The 22,733-nt window shown below is 44.8% G+C and carries 17 protein-coding genes; 3 read left to right on the top strand and 14 right to left on the bottom strand.

Going from position 1 to position 22,733, the window contains the following annotated elements; genetic code table 11:
- Window positions 1-227: 227 nt before the first annotated feature.
- A complete protein-coding gene (locus H7T88_RS25975) occupies window positions 228-1,232 on the bottom strand; it encodes an aldo/keto reductase (protein WP_221791186.1) in 1,005 nt (334 codons plus the stop codon).
- A 213-nt stretch (window positions 1,233-1,445) separates the two neighbouring features.
- Between H7T88_RS25975 and H7T88_RS25970 the strand changes: the two genes are divergently transcribed.
- Window positions 1,446-2,282 carry an AraC family transcriptional regulator gene (locus H7T88_RS25970; protein WP_221791184.1) on the top strand — a complete coding sequence of 279 codons (837 nt, stop codon included), beginning with the start codon at window positions 1,446-1,448 and terminating at the stop codon, window positions 2,280-2,282.
- Window positions 2,283-2,326: 44 nt separating this feature from the next.
- Here H7T88_RS25970 and H7T88_RS25965 read toward each other — a convergent pair whose 3' ends face one another.
- The 9 genes from H7T88_RS25965 to H7T88_RS25925 form a co-directional block, all read right to left on the bottom strand.
- Window positions 2,327-2,725 carry an Asp23/Gls24 family envelope stress response protein gene (locus H7T88_RS25965; protein ID WP_090923986.1) on the bottom strand — a complete coding sequence of 133 codons (399 nt, stop codon included), beginning with the start codon at window positions 2,723-2,725 and terminating at the stop codon, window positions 2,327-2,329.
- A gap of 373 nt (window positions 2,726-3,098) precedes the next feature.
- Window positions 3,099-5,063 carry an FtsX-like permease family protein gene (locus H7T88_RS25960; RefSeq protein ID WP_221791182.1) on the bottom strand — a complete coding sequence of 655 codons (1,965 nt, stop codon included), beginning with the start codon at window positions 5,061-5,063 and terminating at the stop codon, window positions 3,099-3,101.
- Window positions 5,038-5,808, bottom strand: coding sequence for an ABC transporter ATP-binding protein (locus H7T88_RS25955; protein WP_090923984.1), 771 nt, complete (start codon window positions 5,806-5,808; stop codon window positions 5,038-5,040). Before H7T88_RS25955 ends, H7T88_RS25960 begins: the two co-directional genes overlap by 26 nt.
- 274 nt (window positions 5,809-6,082) lie before the next feature.
- Complete coding sequence (locus H7T88_RS25950; protein WP_221791180.1) at window positions 6,083-7,066, bottom strand: sensor histidine kinase; 984 nt, start codon at window positions 7,064-7,066, stop codon at window positions 6,083-6,085.
- Window positions 7,063-7,767, bottom strand: a complete 705-nt coding sequence (locus H7T88_RS25945; RefSeq protein ID WP_221791178.1) for a response regulator transcription factor — start codon at window positions 7,765-7,767, stop codon at window positions 7,063-7,065. The genes H7T88_RS25950 and H7T88_RS25945 overlap by 4 nt, the downstream gene beginning before the upstream one ends.
- Before the next feature lie 75 nt (window positions 7,768-7,842).
- Window positions 7,843-9,177, bottom strand: a complete 1,335-nt coding sequence (gene nagZ, locus H7T88_RS25940) for a beta-N-acetylhexosaminidase (protein WP_260511154.1) — start codon at window positions 9,175-9,177, stop codon at window positions 7,843-7,845.
- A gap of 437 nt (window positions 9,178-9,614) precedes the next feature.
- A complete protein-coding gene (locus tag H7T88_RS25935) occupies window positions 9,615-10,718 on the bottom strand; it encodes an NADH:flavin oxidoreductase (RefSeq protein WP_221791176.1) in 1,104 nt (367 codons plus the stop codon).
- Window positions 10,719-11,042: 324 nt separating this feature from the next.
- Entirely contained in the window at window positions 11,043-12,356 is a 1,314-nt protein-coding gene (locus tag H7T88_RS25930) for a Kelch repeat-containing protein (protein ID WP_221791173.1), read from the bottom strand.
- Window positions 12,357-12,527: 171 nt separating this feature from the next.
- On the bottom strand, window positions 12,528-13,577 hold the full coding sequence (locus H7T88_RS25925) for a 2,3-butanediol dehydrogenase (protein WP_221791171.1): 1,050 nt from the start codon (window positions 13,575-13,577) through the stop codon (window positions 12,528-12,530).
- 372 nt (window positions 13,578-13,949) lie between these two features.
- Here H7T88_RS25925 and H7T88_RS25920 point away from each other — a divergent pair, with 372 nt between their 5' ends.
- A complete protein-coding gene (locus tag H7T88_RS25920) occupies window positions 13,950-14,993 on the top strand; it encodes a LacI family DNA-binding transcriptional regulator (protein WP_221791169.1) in 1,044 nt (347 codons plus the stop codon).
- A gap of 60 nt (window positions 14,994-15,053) precedes the next feature.
- Here H7T88_RS25920 and H7T88_RS25915 read toward each other — a convergent pair whose 3' ends face one another.
- Entirely contained in the window at window positions 15,054-15,671 is a 618-nt protein-coding gene (locus H7T88_RS25915; protein WP_221791167.1) for a TetR/AcrR family transcriptional regulator, read from the bottom strand.
- 250 nt (window positions 15,672-15,921) lie between these two features.
- Between H7T88_RS25915 and H7T88_RS25910 the strand changes: the two genes are divergently transcribed.
- On the top strand, window positions 15,922-17,151 hold the full coding sequence (locus tag H7T88_RS25910; RefSeq protein ID WP_221791165.1) for an MFS transporter: 1,230 nt from the start codon (window positions 15,922-15,924) through the stop codon (window positions 17,149-17,151).
- Window positions 17,152-17,238: 87 nt separating this feature from the next.
- Here H7T88_RS25910 and H7T88_RS25905 read toward each other — a convergent pair whose 3' ends face one another.
- The 3 genes from H7T88_RS25905 to H7T88_RS25895 all read right to left on the bottom strand — a co-directional run bounded on the left by H7T88_RS25905 (window position 17,239) and on the right by H7T88_RS25895 (window position 22,729).
- The gene (locus tag H7T88_RS25905) at window positions 17,239-18,351 is read right to left on the bottom strand and encodes an HD-GYP domain-containing protein (RefSeq protein ID WP_221791163.1); all 1,113 of its coding nucleotides are present in this window, start codon (window positions 18,349-18,351) and stop codon (window positions 17,239-17,241) included.
- Window positions 18,352-18,671: 320 nt separating this feature from the next.
- Complete coding sequence (locus tag H7T88_RS25900; protein ID WP_221791161.1) at window positions 18,672-20,507, bottom strand: UbiD family decarboxylase; 1,836 nt, start codon at window positions 20,505-20,507, stop codon at window positions 18,672-18,674.
- A 287-nt stretch (window positions 20,508-20,794) separates the two neighbouring features.
- Window positions 20,795-22,729, bottom strand: coding sequence for an S-layer homology domain-containing protein (locus tag H7T88_RS25895; protein ID WP_221791159.1), 1,935 nt, complete (start codon window positions 22,727-22,729; stop codon window positions 20,795-20,797).
- Window positions 22,730-22,733: the final 4 nt, after the last annotated feature.

Below are 22,733 nucleotides of genomic sequence, written 5' to 3'. Positions count from 1 at the left end.
TCATTCTATTCGTGATTATTTAAAGGTCACTTTCTTGATCAAATCGATAAAACTCCATGATGCATCTCCCTTTCTTGTTCATCTGATAACCTAATAACGAATCATTCCAGTATAAACCTTATGCTACTCTATACGCCAGTTCTTCCCATCACAACACAAAAAGCACCTCTCCCCTATATAGATAGAGAAAAGGTACTCATTGTAAAACATTACTTATAAAAAGCGGTTTACCAAGGAATATTGCCAATGCCGTCCAAAATCGTATCGATCTCACTCAGGTCTGCGGTTGTTAATTCAGGAGCCTTCAGCGCAGCAACATTTTCTTCAATCTGTGATACTCGGCTGGCTCCGATCAATGCAGACGTTACACGGTTACCACGTAATACCCAGTTGAGTGCAAGTTGTGAAATCGTCTGTCCTCTTCGTTCTGCCACGGCTTGCAGCGCTTCAAATTTCGCGATACGTTCGTCGGTATAGGATTCCTTTTTCAAATTACCTGTATGATTCGCCCGTTCCGCTTTGATTTTGTCCACGTATTTGTTCGTCAACTGACCCCGCCCGAGCGGGCAAAACGCGATAGAACCTACACCCTGCTCGTGCAGCACATCTTGCAGACCATCTTCAATCCAGCGATTCAGCATGGAGTAATTCGGCTGGTGAACAAGACAAGGTGTTCCGAGCCGGCGCAGAATCTTCACTGCTTCCTGCGTCTGTTGTGCATTATAGTTGGACAAGCCCACATATAATGCCTTACCTTGCCTTACGATGTGATCCAGCGCTGTCATCGTTTCTTCCAGTGGCGTGTCTGGATCTGGACGATGATGATAGAAAATGTCTACATAGTCCAGTCCCATTCGGCTCAAGCTCTGGTCGAGACTGGCAATCAAATTTTTACGGGAACCCCACTCGCCGTAAGGGCCGCTCCACATATGGTACCCTGCCTTAGAAGAGATCAGCAGCTCATCCCGGTAAGGACGCAGATGTTTGTGGTAGATCACGCCAAAGTTCTCTTCTGCTGACCCTGGAGGTGGCCCATAGTTATTCGCCAGATCAAAATGATTAATACCGAGATCGAACGCGCGTAAAATCATTTCTTCCTGAATATCCAGTGTGCGATTGCCGCCAAAATTCTGCCATAATCCCAGTGCAATCTGTGGAAGCTTAATTCCCGATTTGCCTGAGCGAGAATAGCTCATATCATCATAACGTTGTTCATTTGCAATATAAGGCATCGTGAATTCACTCTTTTCTGTAAAGTAGGTTAAGCCCAGCCGTTAATACTCTTTTATCTTAGTCATTTTTCTGCATAAACGATATGGTTTATCACTACATTGATATGTAAAAATGATCGTTATAGCTAAACTTATACTTCAATTTAAGTACCAATTACAATTCTATATATGTTAAAATGCAAGAATCAATTGATTCTCACAGGGGTGGACGTAATGATTACGTATATGTTCAAAAACACGCATTTTCAGGAGTTGCAGCTCCTTCATTATGGTACTGAAGCCTGCACACCGGGGCACCACTTTGGTCCAGCAATGAGAGATTACTATAAAATTCACTATGTCCTGAACGGCAAAGGCACGTTTGAAGTTGCAGGGAAGACTTATCAACTACGTAAGGGGCAAGGCTTCCTGATCGTGCCACATTCCGTGGTACATTATAAAGCTGATCAAGATGATCCATGGGAGTATAGCTGGGTTGCATTTCAGGGCACGCATAGTGCTTCCTTTTTACAACAAGCCTCTTTATCGGAACAGCACCCCATTTTTGATCTCGGTGAAGAAGACGATGAGATGCGCTCATGTCTGCACCGGATCGTCCATTCTCGCACGGCTCATAAAGGCTGGGAGATTAGTATGACCGGATGGCTCTATCAGTTTTTTGCCATTCTGATTGATCATTCGCATGACGAGAACGTTCAGCCCACTGCAGAATACGGCAAAGAAACATATGTAACCCAAGTGATTGATTTTATCGAGATGAACTATGCCAACGCCATTACAGTGCAGTCCATCGCCTCCCACATCGGCTTGCAGCGAAGTTATCTGTGTTCACTCTTCAAAGATCAGATCGGAAGCAGCATTCAATCTTATCTCGTCCATTATCGTATGCGCAGAGCAGCCGAGCTGACGCTCGATCTTAGCCTGAGTATCGGGGATATTGCCCGTTCCGTCGGATATACAGACCAACTTCTTTTCTCCAAAATGTTCAAAAAAGTGCTGGGTGAAGCTCCCACCTTCTATCGCAAACACAAAACAGCACCTTCCCCATGAACCCATCTTAGGAAGGTGCTTACCTATTAAAAAAATTATACGATTTACACGTTCTCAGGCATGGCAATGCCGACAACCTGCACTTTAACTTCTTTCACGATTACGCCTGCCATCTGCTCCACCGCTTGCTGTACGTTATGTTGCAGTTCCTGGCAGACCTCGTGCATCTTGCGGCCATATTGCACATTAATGCGCAATTGAATGGACGCTTCATCATTCTGAATATGAACGTCAATTCCTTTTTGCAGACTTTTACCGCTGATGCTCTTGGCGAGACCTTCCGTCAGCCCAACAGACATGGAAGACACTCCTGGAGTGGTTTGCGCGGCCATGCCCACAATTTTGGACACGACATCGTTAGAAATATGAATGGTTCCAAGCTGAATCGCTGGAGGTGCAATATATTCCGCTTCGGTTACAGTTTTTTCAATGATTTCAGACATAAGTTCCTCTCCTTATGATCTTTTTTTGTTGTTCTAAGTATGAATGTTATCCCTTCTATTCTACCACGGTTTACGCACAGTTACATTTCTGCCCTCTAGGCGTGCTCACACAGGATAATAAATAGATATTAACCAAAATCAGGGCCAGTGCAATGCTGAACCGGACAAATGCATTACCTTTAAACAATAGATTTATCGCCGTTCTTCAGCTTTGAATTATTCTTTTCTCTATATATTAATATTTACTATATATCAAATCCCTTCATTCCTGCTAATTCCTCTATCTTAAATCTTTCTTAACTAAAAAAGAAAACCCTGACCTACAGGCCAAGGCTGATAAAATGCAGTGAAATGTATAAGGTGCACTGCTAATTTACACGAGCTTCGAATACATATGACGCAGATAGCGCCAGCGTACTATGGCAAAGAAGATAAGTTGCATCGTGACAAACACCATAAATACGCCAAGGCTATGATCTAGAATCGAAAACTGAACCATCTGATACAGCGCCGTAAATGCAACTGTACTGTGAATCAAAGCCACGAGAAGCGGCAGGAAAAACATCAGCACGAGCTGTCTTGTTACAATTTTGCGTAGCTCCGGGCGGCTAAGCCCCATTTTACCAATCATGCGATACTGTGCCTCATCTCGCTCCAGATCTGCATACAGCCTGAAATAGGTGAAGCTCGCCGCGAAGGTGAAGAACACAATACCGATCAATCCGCTTACGATGAGAATGATGCCATTGGTTTGTTTATTATTTAGCCAGTCTACGACTAGAGAATTGAAATCAACATACCCCTTCTCCGGACGGTCTTTCTCAATCGTATCCAGCAATTCCGAAGCAAAACTGCGTGTCGACATCCAGTCTTTTACCACAAAAAATGTCGTCTGATCAGAGTAAAAATCAACATCCATCTTAATCTCTGCAATGTATGCTTCTCGAATCTTGGAATACAGGTCATCAGAAACAACGTAGACGCCCGCCTCACCCTCCATCGGAATCACGATATCGGTTGCCGGTGGCAACATCTGCATTTGTAAATGCTGCTGTTCACCAACATACAAGTCGGCGGAGTATGGGTAACTGTCCTTTTTCGTATCTAACAGTTTATTGCGTGCAGTAATATTGGGTGCTGTATTAAACGCCAGATCATTGCGATCCAGCACCCGTTCTTCATAACCAAGTGCTTTGGCAAGACGGTTATATGAACTCAGTTTTACGATGTAGTTGTTATTGTTCTCATAGAGAGGCTGGTAACTACCTTTTACATATGGAACTTCGCGATTAACCAGCGTCTCTTCAATTTTTTGGATCTGACGATCAACGACCGCAGAATCCGTAAAGCCTGAATTTGTATACGTAAAAGCATATGGATTCGTCATGGAAGACAGCCTTGGATCACCTATAGTCAGCATGCTGCCAATGCCCGTAAACGCAGAAGCCGAGATAACACTGACCATAAAAAACATCACGGCGTTATCTTTCATGCGATAGGTAAGCTCGGACAGAAAGAGCAGATTGGTCTTGCGGTAAAACAATCCTTCTTTCTTTTTCAATGCCCGAATGACATATACACTCAGCTGAGTGAACAGAAGATACGTACCTGCAATTACGCTGAGCACACTGCCAAACAATAAAGGGAAAATATATGATCCCCACGCGAAGATAAATACACCTGTATACCCTCCACCAATCAGTACAACCGAGAGCAGCGAGAGCAGCGGGGATGCCTTAGGTTCAGGTTTTGGTTTTTCCTCTGACTTCACGAGCTCAATCAACGTTCCCTTACGAATAAGCAATGAGGAAGACAGAGCAATCACCACAAAAAGCACCAGAAACGCTCCGGCTGTCAGCAGAATGCCTTTGAGCGGAAAATAAAATCTCAGACTGTTCTCCACCGCAAGCATGGAACCGCAAATGAGCAAAACTAATTTACCGAAGATCAGTCCAAGTCCTATCCCCGCCACGATGGAAGCTACGCCGATACACATATTTTCCATAAATAAAAGTCGGTTCATCTGCTTACGAGTCATGCCGATGATCAGGAAGATACCAAACTCCTTCTTCCGAGTCTTCAGAAATGAACCGACCGAATACAGCAGAAACAGGAAAGAGAATATGAAAATGATGATTTCAGCAATCATCAGGCCTTGGTTGGCAAGCACCGTCACCGTCTGGGAAGAACCTTTCAAACCATCTTGTAAATCCGGGTGGAACAGCAGCAACGCATAGATAAAAAAGATCATAACCGAGAACGTACTGCTTAGAAAATGAGCCAGATAAATTCGTTTGTTTCGAACAACGTTATTAATGGCGAACTGGCGAAAATTCATGTCCAGAGCCTCCCATCAGGGATAATACGTTTATAATCTTTTGATAGAAGGCCGCGCGGTTATCACCGTAATGAATTTCGTTATATAACTGACCATCCTTAATGAAGACCACTCGGCTACAGTAACTAGCTGCCACAGCATCGTGGGTTACGAGCAACATCGTCGCCTGATCCTCTCGATTGCGCTGTTCAAGAATCTCCATCACATCCTTGGCAGCCTTGGAATCCAGATTACCCGTCGGCTCATCCGCCAGAATCAGCTTGGGAGAATGGATTAACGCTCGAGCGATCGCTGTCCGCTGTGCCTGTCCGCCCGATATTTCATACGTGCGTTTGTTTAAAATGCCTTCAATGCCTAATTTGTTAGCAAGCTCCACAACTCGCGCATTCATCTCCCGAACGGAAATACCGTCTAGTGTTAATGGGAGCACGATATTTTCCTTCACCGTCAGTGTGTTAAGCAGGTTGAAGGATTGAAAGACAAAGCCTAATTCTCTACGCCGGAACAAAGCCAGCTGATCTGCTCCCAGATCAAATGGATTCTGACCCGCAATTCGCAATTCTCCTGATGTCGGATGATCAATGGTTGAAATCATGTTCAGCAATGTTGTTTTGCCACTACCGGACGGCCCCATAATACCCACAAACTCTCCCTCTTGGATACTAAGATCAATCCCTGACAAGGCTTCATAGGATACAATCCCTTTATAAATTTTACTGATCTGTTTGACAGAACATATCTCCATACGTACAACTCCTTTAACGATTAACGTCTAATTTTAACTTCTAAGTACTTATCTTCTTCGCTAACCTTCTGACTACAGTCTACCCGAAACTTCACTCATTCTCCTATGGGTTAACCTTTCACCAACATGACAATATTGTAAGGTTCCGTCCCCCTCAGAAATCGCAAGAAAAAGACGCCTTCCTCCCAGCACGGCAAAAGGCGTCGTTATTTCACATGTAATTCATATTCAACTTCATATATAAAATCAGGTCTAATTATTCATTATCTTGCGTTCAAACCGAAAAGGTAATTCGGACTGTCGTTCCTTCCCCATATACCGATTCAAGCTCAATCTGATGATTCATACGTGTCAGCACTTCTTTTGAGATGTAAAGCCCCATGCCAGTAGATTCCTTAAAATGCCTTCCGTTCTCCCCAGTGAAAAAGGGTCTAAACACCCGGTTTAGGTCTGATTTGGGTATGCCAATCCCATGATCCTGAACTTCCAGTATGACGTTCTGCTCCGCTTCGTAGGCGCGAAGATGCACTTTCTGTCCACTGCCTGCAGCATACTTGATGGCATTGGATAACAGCTGTACTAGCACAAATCGAACCCACTTTGCATCAGATTGCACCACCAGCGAAGCATCAATCTGCATCTCGGGATACACATGGTTACGAATGAAAAATCGTTTCAACTCATGAATCGCTTCTTCACCTACCGCTCGCAGTTCAACCGGTTCCACGCTGAAGTCCTGCTCGAAGGTATCCAGCCTTGCGACATATAGGACCGTTTCCAATCCACGTCGCATCTGATCTGCTTCCTCACGAATACTGCGAAAACGAGCATCATCGTCCTCTTCTTCTTCCACGGTCAGCTCAATGACCGATAACGGTGTTTTCATCTGATGTACCCATTGGTTCATAAACGTAAGATATTCCTGTTGCTTTTGTTCGAGCCGGCTCAGATGTGCGTGATATTGGCCGTACTGGGAATCCAGCAGTTTTTCCAAAGAGGCTGATAACGGCGCCGTTTCATGTAATGCTACCAATTCATTCAGCGAATTCACGGGCTGTGTCATACGGGTGTAAAAGGCTCGATGTGACATGTAACGATACACCAGATAACCGACATACAAAAACAAGCCCAGCCCTACGGCATATAGCGCCGTCTTCCAATGATCGTATCCATCGTACCAAAATACAGCGACCACGGTGAACATCATCGCAAACACCCAGCACGTCAGAGCGATATGTTCTCGAATAAACAACTTCATAACGATGATGTCGCTTTCCAGTTATTAATCAGCCTGTATCCGGAGCCTCTCACCGTTTCCAGCGCATCGGTAATGCCTAGTTCGGCAAGACGTTTCCGTACCCGGGTAATATTAACGCTAAGGGTATTATCATCCACAAACGAGTCATCCCATAACTTCTCCAAAATGGTTTCCCGACTGACCAGCTTTGGACTGCGACGCATCAGCGTTTCCAGTAGAATCGTTTCCTTTTTGGTGAGTTGCACTTTCCGATCGCCGAGTTCAATCTCAAGCCTTTCCAAGTACACCACGAGTCCGTTCAGTTCGACCTTACGTTCTTCATCTCGGGCAGCATAATCTCCATACACCCGGCGCAGCTGACTACGTATTTTAGCCATAACAATCTCATGTTCAAACGGCTTGGTAATATAATCATCAGCCCCGTTCTCCAGCGCCATAACCTGATCCATCTTGCCACTTCTCGCGGAAATAAACAGGATCGGACATGTCGATATCGTTCGGATCTGCCTGCACCAGTAAAACCCGTCATAGCTCGGCAAGTTGATATCCAGTAATACAACATGAGGCTGAAGCTGTTTGAATTGTTCCGTCACATTCTCAAAATCCTCAACGGATACAGCTCGGTCCCCATAACGCTCGATATGTGATTTCAGCAGTCCCGCAATTTTGGGATCATCTTCAATAATCATAATGGTATACATGAAAAGCTCTCTCCTCTAACCTGTTATGATGGCAAATGTCTCTCTATTTATAGCCAAATCATAACACAGGATAGATCAGCGGGCATCGACTTGCTTGCGCCAGCTTCGAATATCTGCGTTTAACTGCTTCACATCTCCAGTAGCCTTTTGGTCGTCAGACAACTTGAAATGCTGTTTCAATGCAAGAATACGATACACACTCTCGTCAATACGAGACTCCTTGATTTTGCCTGACTTCACTGCGCTAATTAAAGTATCAAAAATCGTTCTGGCACTTTCATAACTATGAGCCACCAGCAAAATATCACTTCCGGCCTGAACCGTTGCGATTGCAGCCTTGTTCAATGGGTAGTTTTTCGAGATCGCTCCCATGCTCAGATCATCAGTGATCACTACACCGTCATACTTGAACTTTCCGCGCAGATGATCCCCGATAATCACTTCTGATAGGGATGCCGGGTAATTCGGGTCCAGCTTGGGAAACAAAATATGAGCAACCATTACCGCCTCGGCCTGTTGTTTTACCGCCGCCTGAAATGGAATCCACTCCAGCTCTGCAAGCTGTTTCTCCGATTTGTTCACCACAGGCAAGTCTAGATGAGAATCGACGGAAGTATCACCGTGGCCTGGAAAATGTTTCACCACCGGGATGACCCCTTCACTACGAAGTCCTTTCATCTCGGCGATCCCCATACGTGTAACCAGGTCAGCAGTAGTGCCGAAGGAACGATCTCCAATGACTGGATTTTTGGGATTACTGTTAATATCCAGCACGGGTGCAAAATCAACATTAAAACCGGCAAGCTTGATCTGTCTCGCCAGCAATGCGCCCATCTCCTCAGCAAGCTTCGTATCATTGGTTTTGCCTACTTTTCGATTGGACGGGATCGACTCAACCGCCTCTGGCATGCGACTTACCTTACCGCCCTCTTGATCCACACTCATTAGAATGGGAACCGGGTTTTGCTGATTCGCCTCTTTAATCGATTGCACAAAAGCAGCCGTTCCCTGAAGCGTTGTTACGTTGCTGGCATAAAAAATAATGCCTCCGATCTTCTGGTCAGCAATCATTCGTTTCGCCTGTTCATCCAATGCTGTTCCTTGCACACCAGCAAGAATCATCTGGCCTACTTTTTCCTCCAGCGTTAGTTGCTGAAGCTGTTCCTTTACCGGATCAATCTCTTCCTGTGTTTCATCCTGAGGTTCTTCATGTACTTCATCTTGAGGTGCAGCGGCGTTATTCCCAGATGGTAATTGATTTTGGCCCGATGCTGTTCCATTATTGTTACCTGTTGCAGTTGAAGGCTTTGGAGCTTGTCCGCATGCGGCCAGTACAAGGCTCAGAGTTGCAATCACAGACAGCACCAGCACAAATCTGAAATTCCGCTTCAAACGCAGGTTTCTATTCATGTTCAAGGATGTTCTTCCTCCTTATGTCTTATCGGTTCTGAAAATTTTGGAATTCGTTCAGGCTAACCTTACCATAAGGTAAATGATTTTCAAAATAGGTCTTAGATGTGAAAAGTATTCTTGCTTTTTGTAGCTGAATGTGGCATGAATAGCTGTTTTAACAGTGGGCGGGAGTAAGCATAGTGGATACGTTCTGTGTATATGCGGATTTCCGTTTTCTATTGTGAATTTTTCATATGATGAATTATTTATTTCTGGCGAATGGTAGGTATTAAGTTCGTTGTTTAAGAGAATGATTGTTGGGGAAAAAAATTATTAACAAAAAAGCCGCCTTGCGGCGGCTCTGCTGTTGATTTTAAACACCTTTTTATCCCGTTGTTATGGATGTAATCACATGTTAAGTATTACTATTTTGAATTTTTCATATAATGAAATTCTCAGTGCAACTTGGACAATACTTCACTTGTAAAAGGAATGATATCAGCATTATGTCCCTCTTGCACTTTAAGCGGCCATTCGGGATCACTTAGTAGCACACGTCCAAGTGCAATTAGATCGAATTCCCCATTCTTCATCTTATCATCCAGCAAGTCAAGATGAGCATCTCCTGTTTCTTGCTTTTCACTGCCACGTTCAACAAACTCTGCCTCTAAACCTACTGAACCAACCGAAATCGCAGGTTTGCCTGTTATTTTCTGAGTCCAGCCGGCAAGATTGAGATCAGAACCTTCAAACTCCGGGAGCCAGAAACGGCGTGTGGAACAATGGAAAATATCTACCCCCGCTGCACTGAGCGGTTCCAAAAACTGTTTCAGCTCCTCTGGCGATTCGACCAGTTTTGCCTCGTAACTGCCCATTTTCCATTGCGAGAAGCGAAGTACAATTGGAAAATCAGGCCCCACCGCAGCACGGCATGCTTCGATCACTTCGACTGCAAACTGTGTCCGGCGTACTAAATCTCCGCCATACTTGTCAGATCTACGATTCGTCTGCGCCCAGAAAAATTGATCAATTAAATATCCATGCGCACCATGTAACTCAATTCCATCAAAACCGATACGCTTCGCATCAGCCGCTGCTTCTGCATAGGCTTGTATAAGCTCTTGGATCTCCTCTTCCGTTAATGGTTCGTAAGCCGCTTCACCAGCCATGCTTATTCCGGACGGACTAACCGGGTGAGCCTCTGCATTAGGTAAATCTCCAGAGCGCCGTGCAGTGCCAACATGCCAGAGCTGAGGCATTATTTTCCCGCCGGCATCGTGAACAGCCTTGACCACATTCGCCCATCCTTGCAGCGCTTCTTCTCCATAAAAAAGTGGAATGTTCTCACCACTTACTGAGGATGGATGGTTGATCCCTGTGCCTTCTGTAATAATAAGTCCCACGCCGCCAGCCGCTCTAAGGCGGTAATAGTCAGCCACATCGGGCCCTGGCACACCGCTCGGTGAAAATCCCCGCGTCATCGGTGCCATAACAATTCGATTGGGCAAGGTAAGTTTGTCAGATGTGAACGGTTTAAACAATGATGAAGGTACGTTCATGATTTAGTCTCCTTTGCAATGGGAAGTTTACATTTCGCACTTACCTTGAGATGTGACATGCTTTGGATACATCAAGCAGTGGTCATACGCCTGTGGACTGTCATGAATATTTCTCTTTATCCATTTTATAGATTCTTATTTTTATTTTCAAACAAATTTCTCACACGAAACTGAACCACAAAAAAAAGAACAGCTTCGGAAGAGCCGCTGTCCGTTGACTCGGGTGCTGCAGATTGTTCTGCACGATGAATATCATCAGCACATCGCCGGGTCACCAACAATGTGGATGCAGCATAGTATATAATCCATAATCTTCCTTATATTTTAATTTGAATTCACAGGAATATCCACTCGATTCACTCGTAATATTTTTCCAGATGAGGGCGATAGGACGTCCGGGTCTGTACCCAATCCAAAATAAAAATCACCATCAAGCTCCTCAAATGACTTGGCATAAGTGTCCTGTGTAAAGCGCAAAATTTCATTCCATGTTGTCAGATCATTGGTTTGATAGACCCTGCTCACGTAGACATTGGCCTGCTTGCGAGTATACGTTAACACATAAACTTTATCATCACGCACAAGCAGGTCTGTTGGTAACGCATTCGCATCTGCCAGACTGACACGTCTCGCCTGATTGATATCCGTCATCACACTCAATGACTTAGGCAACAGTTGACTATCATTGAAGACACCACCAGCAATATACACCAGCTTATTGTTAAAATTAATATTTTTACCGATTTTATTGTACGGAACCGTACCTTGTTGATAGGTCAACCCGGGTAACATTTTGTTACCGTAGATAGCTACGTCTCTCTTTTCCAAACGTTCATTAATCTCCAGTATATTCGTTTTGTCATTCCATATTTTATTGGCGGGGTACATCATTCCGGAGGCATACAATTTCCCCTGGATTTCGAATAGCGTATATGCTCTAAAGCCAAATGTGTTGATTGTTGCAAACTGCTGCCAACTTTGCCCATCATTATGTGAGATTAAGACGGTGGGTTTGGTTTCTGTGCCAAGTGCAGCAAACAGCTTGCCTTGATAATATGCGAGATCATAGACATGAACGCCCTTGGGCAGATTGCGATATTTGGTCCACGTCCCTTCGTCCAAGCGGTAGAAGTTGCCAAAGTCCCAGCTTTCACCATCGGAATCATGACCAGGAATATACAGTTTTCCATTTAACACCTTATAGAGATCAATCTGCTCTTCATCCACGTACATTTTTGTTGAGGGTATAATGCTCGGATTACTGTTTGTCACCGCCTGTGTCTGAAACTCGGCATTCGTTGCATCATAGTACACGACAGGAATTGGCCCCGCATTTTGTGCAGGCCCCGTATTGCTGCTATTTCCATGACCCAGATAGATTTTACCGTTGTATTGTTGCATGTCCCATACGTTGTTGGCATAAGGGGATTTGTTAAAAGCCCTCCCCAACAATTCCAGTTTGCTTGTCACATCAACGGATTGAATCGGGGCATTTGACACTTGCACACCCCCACGCTCTGTAGCCACAGGTCTTATGGCCGGAGTGTTCGTCTTGGGTTTGGCGTTTCCCATCAGCATCCAGCCTGCTCCGGCGACAAGAGCCAGCCCAATTGCTGCCCAGGTTACTTTCCTTTGCATATCCGCATCCTCCTTCAACATAATCACTTTTCATACGTCCAAAAAAGATACAAATTGTATCTTTTTATAGTATGTAAAAGGTGCGTACACTGCAACAAATTTCGCCCTTTTCAGCAAAAAAAGTAGACGCTCGTATCCGTGGATAAGAGGTCTACTATAAGGTTTCAAGAACTATTCTGCTTTAACCAAAATTTTCACCTGATTTTTTTCTTTAAGCAACGCTTCAAAACCGTGTTCTACAACCTCATCCAGCACAATTCGTTTGGTCACCAGCTTGTCGGCCGGGAAAAATCCTTTCTCCATCAAACGGATGACCGCCGGGAACACATCGCGATAACCGATGATTCCGTTTACTGTGCGCTCTTTCATCACAATGGAGTTCGGTTGCATTGGCGCTTCTTGTTCAAAAATGCTTACAATCATCAGTTCGCCACCAATACGCGTTGAGTCAATCGCTTGTTGCAGCACACGAGGTACACCTGTTACTTCGTAGGCTACATCGACTCCCCCTTGCGTACGCTGGTGAATCTCTTCAACCACTTGAACCTCGGTCGGATCAATCACAATTGCACCCAGTTCTTTCGCTTTTGCTTTACGCTCCGGCGACAGTTCCACAACATAAATATCCGATGCTCCGGATGCCTTGAGCGCTTCAATCACCAGCAGTCCAATCGGCCCTGCACCAAATACCGCTGCCGTATCCCCGACGTTCAGTTTACTCTGGCGTACAGCGTGCAGAGCTACTGCAGAAGGTTCAACCAGAGCACCTTGCTCATAGGAGATGGAATCAGGAATGGCATGAACCATCTTCTCATCTGCTGTTACATACTCGGAGAATCCCCCTCCGCCCCCGGCCAGACCTAGAAATCCCATCTTGTCACATAAATTGTATCTGCCCTGTTTACAAGCTTCGCAATGACCGCATGCATAAATGGGCTCTACAACCACACGATCACCTGCCTGAAAACGAGTCACCCCTTCGCCCACTTCAACCACTTGTCCAGAAAACTCATGTCCCATAACCACAGGTGCTTTTTCCCCTGTTAGCGGATGCGGAGCCTGAACTGGTATAAAAATCGGTCCAGCTGTGTATTCATGTAGATCGCTACCACAGATCCCGCACCATTCCACTTTTATTTTCACTTTACCCTGTTCAATCTGAGGTTCAGAAATATGTTCCAGACGAAGATCTTTGACACCATGCCAACGCAATGCTTTCATTTCATTCATCTCCCAAATGATTAATTCATATAATATCGGAAACGTTTCCGTAAATTAAATATGTCACATTAGAGATAACCTGTCAAACCTCTTTCTCCATAAATATGTCGATCTCGTGAGTAAATTCGTCGATTAATCTGTAATTTTATGCTGATAAAGAAAATAAACGCGATGATCAGTCTAAGATTTCGTTTGTTTTTAATCATGAATTAGAAAATTAAACATAAAGATGCATAAATTTACATCCATTTCTGTTTGTTTACGGGATACTATAATGTTGCAATGGTATAATCAAGTTATATGCATACTTTGCAATACATACATAAGCCTAAAATACGGAATCGTTTCCGATGAAGTGAGGTCAATGATAAAGTGAGTAAAGAGCAGAAAATCACGATTAAGGATGTCGCTGAACGCGCTGGTGTAGGGATTGCTACCGTATCGCGGGCTATTAACAATTCGGATGGAATCAGCAGTGCAACACGAGAAAAGGTTATGCGTGCCATAGAAGATTTAGGATTTGTGCCCAACACTTCTGCACAGAGTCTCAAAATCAGGCAAACGTATCAGATTGCACTTGTTGTTCCGGATATCCGCAACGCCATCATTCCCGAAATCTCCTGGTCCGTTGAGCAGACCGCGAAGCAGCACGGGTACCATGTTGTGCAGATTAACACAGCTGGCAATGCCAGAACAGAACTTGAAACAATACGTAATGTGAAGAAATTACACGTTGATGGTCTCATTTTCATGCCACTTGCCTATCCAAAAACACTGCCCGGGCTCATTGACAAAGCCCCTCTTCCCATCTCGATTATTAACTACGGAAAAAAATTGGAGCCTGGCATTCAAGCAGACATCGTCTCCTTGTCGCAACCTGAGGGAAAACTGGTTATGGAGCATCTGTTTAAGATTGGAAGAACCCGGATTGCTTATGCCGGAGCCCCCAAAGATATTATCGAGGAGCGTTATCGTGCTTACGAGCAGGCTGTCGGACATGTGGATATTTCCCTCGTTTACTTCGGTGAGGACTTCTCACTTGCTACGGGAGCAAGTGCAGCGGATTACTTCTACGGTTTGACCCATATGCCGGATGCAGTCTATGCAATCAATGATATGGTTGCCATCGGACTTGTGAACCGCTTTAAAGAGCTCGGCGTACGGGTACCCGAGGATGTTGCTGTGGTGGGCGTGGATAACAATCAATGGACAACCGTGTCGTCGCCTCAGATCAGTTCCGTCTCCATCATGGGTGAGGAGGTCGCTCGGCTCGCAACGGAGTTATTGCTTAAACGGATTCGTGAGATGAGTACTTCAGAGTACGAACATATCCAGTTCGAACCGCGGTTGATTGTCCGCGAGTCCAGTGTAGCTATGATTCGCTCGTCAAACCCGATAAACAATACCCATTCCTAAAAATGAGGATAAACGGATTTGTACACAATTATCGCCGTATCCATTCAAAAAACGAGCTTCTTATTTTAAAATAAGAGGCTCGTTTCTATGATCGCTGTTATTCAATACAGATAGCGTCGCCTCAATGCTTTGCTCGATGAACGAACGATCCGGTGCCGCCTTCATTAGCACAGTTAACCCAATCATCGAAACAACTAAACTTTGTGCCACAAGTCCGGCGTTTAACTCCTCTGGTAACTCTCCATTCTGTTGACCTTTTTCGAGTGTTTCTCTGAAAATAACCGCCAGATACATCTGATGCTCACGTGTTAACACTGCAAATTTGGGATCATGGGGAGCCAGTTCAACCATGGTGTTGATACAAAAACAACCGTGACTGGCATTAACTTTCTTCTTCCCAGATGTAATCCAGTCAAAAACAGCGCGAAAAGCTTCTCTGACGGACTCCCCATGCCCTAGCATAGATCTGATCTGCGCGGCATGTGAATTGGTGTATCTACGAAGCACATGTTCAAACAGCTCCATTTTATCTCCAAAGGCTGCATACAAACTGGGACGCTGAATCCCCATTGCCGTTGTTAAATCCGTTAGTGAGGTTGCCTCGAACCCTTTAAGCCAAAATACATGCATAGCAGCATCCAGTGCTTCTTCTGTGTTAAACTCTCGTTTTCTAACCACAATACCCCTCCATTATTTATCGAACAGTATAGTTATATACTAACGCAGTGATTCGAAATGTCAAAATGTATTTAAATCATCAATCCTCCATCCCCCACAATAAACATAGCATCTCAATCAATTAATAACCATTTCCTCTTTTTCTAATCAGGAGCCCTATTGACATTCAGAAAGATAAAATATATGGTTAATCCCATCAATAATATACCAACCAGTACAAAATAGAAAACAAGAAAGGAATGCGTCATAAATGCAACATTCTATTCAAAAAGTAAACAAGGAATCTTCTACAAAACAGAGCATGACAGGAGCATTAGCATGGGTATTTGCTGTGTGTAGCGGTCTATCCGTAGCGAATATTTACTATGCGCAACCCTTATTGGATTCCATCGCACTCGAATTTCATCTATCCACTGCAACCATTGGTCTCGTGATTACCATTACTCAGATTTGTTACGCGCTTGGCCTCTTACTGCTTGTTCCACTGGGAGACCTCGTCAACCGCCGAAAACTGATCCTGATCCAGATGATTTTATCCGCATCCGCTCTAATCGTTGTAGGAACTTCTGCTTCATCATCCATTTTATTCGCAGCTATTGCAATGGTTGGGTTATTAGCCGTTATCACACAAACCTTTGTTGCTTATGCGGCTCATTTGTCAGCCGATTCCCAGCGAGGGAGCATCGTAGGCCGGGTAACCAGCGGAATTGTCATCGGCATCTTGCTTGCGCGATCTGTGGCCGGCTTGATGAATGACTGGTTGGGCTGGAGATCTGTATATTTATTTTCAGCCAGTCTCACTCTGATTAGTGTATTTGTGCTGGGGCGTATGCTCCCTCAAGGATCGTTCAAACAATCCAAGCTTGGCTACTTGCAACTGCTTGCTTCCACCCTGCGACTATATAAAGAGTTACATGTACTTCGAATCCGCGGGATACTAGCCATGTTCATTTTTATGGCCTTCAGCATATTGTGGACTGCCATTGTGTTACCACTCAGTGCACCCCCAATATCGTTATCCCACGCTGCTATAGGCGCTTTTGGCTTGGCAGGCCTTGCTGGAGCACTTGCTGCCGCCAAAGCAGGCAAACTGGCCGATCATGGTTCTGGACAGAAAACAACCGGCATTTCTCTCATCATTTTAGTGTTGTCCTGGATTCCTACCAGCCTGTTACATACTTCATTATGGTTTCTGGTTGTGGGTGTGATCCTGCTTGATCTTGCCGTGCAAGCTGTACATGTGACCAATCAAAGTCTGATTTATCAAGTCCGTCCGGAAGCTCAGAGCCGATTAACTGCATCGTATATGATCTTCTATTCCATCGGCAGCGCAGTTGGTTCCATTATTTCTACACAAGTGTACGCCTGGTCAGGCTGGAGGGGAGTATGTTTGTTAGGTGCGGGCGTCAGTATCACGGCTTTGCTGGTATGGATCGTGGATCGTCTTTCGGAACGGTTCGTTTCAGCGAGGCGTGATTGATAGCAATGGTTGAGATTGTTTCATTAAAAAAACGAGCTTCTCATCCAATGATAAGAAGCTCGTTTTGCCTGTTTTCTTTTTTACCGCTTAAATCAGCAATTCGTTAATGGAAAGAGTGCGCTCTTTGGACAGATCACGATACTGTTCGGATTCCACTTTAATCAGCGGTTTGAAAATATCGGACGCATTGTTCATGACAATAACACCTTTCTCACCATTGCTGAGAAGTACTTGTTTACCGATAAAGTTAGGCAGCAAATGCTGCATTAACGCTTGAACCGCCTTTTCATTCAATTTACCAAATCCCATGCCATAGATATCTCTGAGATTGTTAATCAGGTTCGGATTGCTCGCTCCATGTTTACCGATCCGCATACCAATGTAGATATCAGCTACAGACACAATCTGAGTATACGGATGAATCTCACCTTTTCCAAGTTGCATTGGATACCCTGATCCATCTTCACGCTCATGATGCTGTAAAGCGACCAGAGCCGTAGCTTCATCTGTCATAGAGTTCTTAATGATTTCATGTCCATAGATCGTATGACGCTGCAATTCGAGTTGCTCTTCTGCCGTCAACGGTTCTGTTTTGTTTCGAATTCGAAGTGAAACCTTACACTTGCCGATATCGTGCAAGTACCCGCCCCGGCTGATTTTGTAACATTCTTCCTGAGAATATCCTAGCCAGCTCGCAATATAGAAGGATAATAGACCTACCTGTATGGAATGGGTGTAGTTGTTAACGTCATCGCGTTCCAGCATCATCAGGAGATGTACAACGTCCTTTTGCTCATCAAGTCCATCCACCATAGGTTGCAGGGCATCATCTACCATCGTTGCATTAAACTTGCCTACCGTCAGCGCTTCCAGAAATGCATTCTGATAATTATGTACAGTCTGAAGGAATTGAGACTTCATCTCTTCTTCAGGAGGTTGTTCACCAGTGCTCGTCCCGCTAGAACTGCTGTTACTTCTGGATTCTGATGCGTGTTTCATCGAAGCTGCGAAAAACTCTGCTTCGGTAATTCCTTCTTCACGCAATTCAATGTCTACGTAATCTACCCGATGTTGCATAAGCAAGGTAATATCCTCGCTTCGAATGACAGTCCCCTTTCCGAGAATGTGCAGTCCTGCGTCACTAAACGTATCCGCTGTCAGACGGTCCCCGTCTTGCAGGTTCATAATATGGATTCTCAATCGGAACTCCCCCTGAACAAATGATTATAGTTAACAACCCCGAATGATCGGGGCCGAGACATACTTATACATCTTATATCGTTTGAATCCAACATTTTCAACATAGTCCAAACGACCTTAATCATATGGACAAAAATGAACGTCTAAGACTTTATCCTCATAGGCAATAAGGTATTATCCCGGTTTTAATTTCGTGTATGCGAGATTTAATAACTTTTTCACGTGTTTCCAAGCGAATGAAACGAAACCAACGTAATGAAAAAGGAGCCCTAACACATGGTTTGGACTCCTGATTCATGAGCAATTCATTACAATGCGACTTAAAGTTTAATGGATTCCAGACTTGCATCTTTTACGAAAAAACGTTCAATGCTCTTCTCCACCGATGCATCAGGAATAAGCGGCGGCGCCTGATGTGGTTTCACCCGCGCATCAATAATCAGCTGGTCACAGCCCCAGTGCTTGTGATTATAACTGCTGTTCACTCCGTACATGTCATGTGAAGGGTTGCTGCGCGTAAACGTAGCCCATAAGAAGTTACTGAGGTTTGCACTCGTGAACGAGCTGTCATCACACACGATAATCAACGGGCATGAATCCAGTCCCCCACGCTCTTGCAGCAGATCTGTGAACTCTCTCATCTCCCGCGCAGTATCTTCATACGTAGTGAAGGCAGATGTCTGGATGGAAACCATGCCCGGCATGATCAGTTGCGGATTGTCGTAACCGCGAATGTTCTTCAACGATTCCGGCACTTCTTTGCACAATTCACGAATCTTGTCGCCGTATGCCGCCATAACCACCTTGCTACCACTGTTGAGCCCCGTACCTGAGTAGTCGAGTGTATCAATCGTAGTATGCGTATGAAAATGAATATCCCTTTGCAGATCCATCCGTTCCAAAATATAAGTCAAAAATTCAACTTCTTTATGCGTATCCAGTGATTGCTGATCCTCCGCCGTAATAAACAGATACTTCGCCAAGCTGAGTTGGCCTGTTCCTAAAATTCGATTGGCAATCGTCAACAATTCGGTTGGTTGCTTCACATCGGTATAAGGCGTATAACGCTCACTGCCGATGGCGAATAACAAAGGATGCACCCCTGCAGCATCCACAGCATGCACTTCTTTCACACCCGGAATTTCCTGTTTGATGGCATCTCCCGTAATTTCATGAATAAGATCGCCAAATGCCGTATCTTCTTGCGGCGGACGCCCTACAACCGTAAATGGCCAGATCGCGTTTGGTTTAGCATATACTTTATGAACACGCATAAGCGGGAATTCGTGAGTCAGGCTATAGTAACCCAAATGGTCCCCAAAAGGACCTTCCGGCTTGGTCTCGCCAGGATAAATCTCCCCCGTAATGACAAAATCCGCGTCATTGCTAATGCAGTACCCATCCTTGTAGCTATATCTGAAGCGGCGTCCGGCAAGCAGGCCCGCAAAGGTCATCTCACTTAATCCTTCTGGCAGCGGCATGACTGCTGATAACGTATGAGCTGGTGGGCCGCCGATGAAAATGCTAACTTTCAGCGGTTCGCCTTTTTTCACCGCTTTGGCTTGATGGATTCCGATTCCACGGTGAATTTGATAATGTAATCCAATCTCTTTATTCATCTCGTAGTCGTTACCACTCAGCTGCACACGATACATGCCCAGATTGGAATTCATAATGCCCGGTTTGTCCGGGTCTTCCGAATACACTTGAGGCAATGTGACAAACGCTCCTCCATCCATCGGCCAGTGTTTGATGAGCGGCAGATCGGAAATCTGAATCTCCTGCGCCGATACCGGAAGGCTGATGGATTTTTGCTTCGGCAATGCCTGCCAAGCGGCAAGTCCTGTGCGAACATGCTTAAATGGTGTCTTGAGAGCCTTCATAGGGTCATCCCGCACATCCATAACGCGCTGTACACCTTCCAGTGTCTCGCGGAACATGAACTTACTGCGTTCAACGGTGCCGAACAGATTCGACACGGCTTTGAACTTGGAACCTTTTACATTTTCAAATAACAGCGCCGGGCCCTTAGCCTCATGCACCTTCATGTGAATCGCAGCCATCTCCAGATTCGGATCAACCTCTTCCTTAACCCTGATCAGATGACCATGCTGCTCCAGATCGTTAATACAATCTTCCATATTGCGATATTTCATCGGATGGCTCCATTCTGTGTATAATAAAATCGCTAGATTATGTTCATATATTCACATAGACGCACGACAAGGCTCACAGTAAAGGATCTAAAAATGTGCCAATATACTTTTTCTATTAAAAGTGTGCTGAGGCGTCCCTTCTATTTTATCAAATGATCCGCCGCTAAACAAAGCTTTCGTTTGAAATAAAAAACACCTGTCTTTCATTCAACGATAACGTTAAACGAGAGGCAGGTGTTCTATTGTTGTTAGGATTACATTTTAATGAACAATCATTTGAAAATAAATTAGATCAATCCGGCTTTTGCCAGCAAACGTTTCACAATAGCTGCTGTCTGAGCACGGCTAATGTCTGCATCTGCCATCAATTTCCCGTCAGCCCCTTGAACCAGACCTTGCTTAATTGCTGAAGCTGCAGGCTCTGCAGCCCATGCTTGGACTTTGTTACCGTCACTATACGCACCAAGCAGATTCGCCGTCTCGGAAGCATCCGCTTTAGTCAAGTCTACCAATTTCATGGCACGCGCAACGATGGTCATCGCTTCAGCACGGGATATTTCCTCGTTCGGACGGAAACTGTTATCCGTGTAACCGGAGATCAATCCGTAGGAAATGGCGGTTTGCACTTCATTCTCATACCAGCTATCTGCTTTCACGTCTGTAAATGTTGTCGTTACAGCACTTTCAGGAGAATGCAGACCAAGACCTCTGAGTAATACGGCTGTGAACTCTGCGCGCGTAATGCTACGATCCGGTGCAAAGGTATTATCTCCTGCACCTTCCACAACTAGACGCGAAGCCAGATCCTCAACATCCGTGCGACTCCAGTGATTGGAGATATCTGAGAACGTTGCCGGGTGGTAAATCAAAGCATACGTACTGTTTGTCAAGCTGTTAATCACCGCAGCATCATTTGTTGTTCCTTTGATTACTTTGGTTGGCACATGTAGCATTGTACCGTCCGCTTGAAGCACAACACCTGTGGTGATTTTGGAGCCGTCGGTGTCTTTAGGCAAAGTGATCGTGCGCTCTACATAAGCATTGAAGCGATTCACATCCACCTGCTGACCTTTGTAAACAGCTTTCACTTCAAAATCAACCGGAGCCGCGATCACCGTTGTATTATTCATTTTGCTTGCTGCCGCTGCAATCGCTGCTTTCTTTGCATCATTACTTGGTGTAATCGCAATCTGGAACTTAACATCTTCCAAAGGTGCTGAACCGCCAAGCTGTTTAACCACCTGATCTATCTTGATTTGACTGGCTGGAAGGGTATACGTTCCTGTATCCGTTTGAATAACAACTTGTGCATTACTGCCTTCCATCGTCTTCACGAGTCTGCCGTTCAGTTCACCGACAACCGAATTAGTACCCGTGCCTGTAACCGGAAGTAACAGTGTACGAAGTCCGTTCCCCACCTGATTGATCACTTTGTTGTTATCCACTTGAATCGTTGTAGTCACTTTATTATCAATCGTGGATGTTGATGCCGTTGCAGACTGCTCCTGCTTCTGTCCATTCACGTAAATGTCTACACCTTTAGTTGCCACTGGAGTGGAAGATGTGGTTGGCACAGATGGTGCAGGAGATGGTGCCGCTCCCCCTCCACCTGATGAACCCGTTGAAGGCGTACTGGAGTTACCGCCTGAGCTAGCTGCTGTAATGGTAATGGTTCCTCCAGACAATTGGGCATTAGCACCATAGTCTACATTTTCGAAATGGAAGTGTTCTGAGTCATCCTGATTCACTTTGAGCTGTTTTTGTCCTGGAGTAGCAGTGGATTTAGCTTTAAATTCGATATCGAACATCTGGTCACCTGTATCGATCCAATGCTCAACTTCACTAAGATCCATCCAGATAATCCGCACCCATCCTTCCTCGTTATTAATAACGTACTGGAAATCGGATGGAGTATTTAATTCTGGGGATGAAGTGATTGTATTGATCGTTCTTGGAGTGATTCGTACAATCTCCAACGCTGTTGTATCATAATCAACTTGCATATTATAAGCTTTGATCGGAAGTTCCGTCGCTTTCATAACAACAGGCACATGAACGGTTTGACCTGCCTGTACACTGACATTCGCCAATTCCACTTGTGATGATTGAGAAGGTGTAGCTCCTGCGGAGCCCGGCAAAACAAGTGACGAAAATAATGTCAACATAATCAGACCTGACATTGTTTTTCTCATTTTAATACGTTTCTTTTTCAGTTGAAGCATGGTA

Source organism: Paenibacillus cucumis (ex Kampfer et al. 2016), from assembly GCF_019748695.1.
GTDB classification, from domain to species: domain Bacteria; phylum Bacillota; class Bacilli; order Paenibacillales; family Paenibacillaceae; genus Paenibacillus; species Paenibacillus polysaccharolyticus.
Note: the sequence above shows the minus strand (reverse complement) of the source record. Positions and strands in the feature narration are given on the sequence as shown.

Bases quoted from the DNA above. Each gene is read 5' to 3' on its own strand.
- H7T88_RS25975 (WP_221791186.1), bottom strand. From the start codon at position 1,232: ATGCCTTATATTGCAAATGAACAACGTTATGATGATATGAGCTATTCT.
- H7T88_RS25970 (WP_221791184.1), top strand. From the start codon at position 1,446: ATGATTACGTATATGTTCAAAAACACGCATTTTCAGGAGTTGCAGCTC.
- H7T88_RS25965 (WP_090923986.1), bottom strand. From the start codon at position 2,725: ATGTCTGAAATCATTGAAAAAACTGTAACCGAAGCGGAATATATTGCA.
- H7T88_RS25960 (WP_221791182.1), bottom strand. From the start codon at position 5,063: ATGAATTTTCGCCAGTTCGCCATTAATAACGTTGTTCGAAACAAACGA.
- H7T88_RS25955 (WP_090923984.1), bottom strand. From the start codon at position 5,808: ATGGAGATATGTTCTGTCAAACAGATCAGTAAAATTTATAAAGGGATT.
- H7T88_RS25950 (WP_221791180.1), bottom strand. From the start codon at position 7,066: ATGAAGTTGTTTATTCGAGAACATATCGCTCTGACGTGCTGGGTGTTT.
- H7T88_RS25945 (WP_221791178.1), bottom strand. From the start codon at position 7,767: ATGTATACCATTATGATTATTGAAGATGATCCCAAAATTGCGGGACTG.
- nagZ (WP_260511154.1), bottom strand. From the start codon at position 9,177: ATGAATAGAAACCTGCGTTTGAAGCGGAATTTCAGATTTGTGCTGGTG.
- H7T88_RS25935 (WP_221791176.1), bottom strand. From the start codon at position 10,718: ATGAACGTACCTTCATCATTGTTTAAACCGTTCACATCTGACAAACTT.
- H7T88_RS25930 (WP_221791173.1), bottom strand. From the start codon at position 12,356: ATGCAAAGGAAAGTAACCTGGGCAGCAATTGGGCTGGCTCTTGTCGCC.
- H7T88_RS25925 (WP_221791171.1), bottom strand. From the start codon at position 13,577: ATGAAAGCATTGCGTTGGCATGGTGTCAAAGATCTTCGTCTGGAACAT.
- H7T88_RS25910 (WP_221791165.1), top strand. From the start codon at position 15,922: ATGCAACATTCTATTCAAAAAGTAAACAAGGAATCTTCTACAAAACAG.
- H7T88_RS25900 (WP_221791161.1), bottom strand. From the start codon at position 20,507: ATGAAATATCGCAATATGGAAGATTGTATTAACGATCTGGAGCAGCAT.
- H7T88_RS25895 (WP_221791159.1), bottom strand. From the start codon at position 22,729: ATGCTTCAACTGAAAAAGAAACGTATTAAAATGAGAAAAACAATGTCA.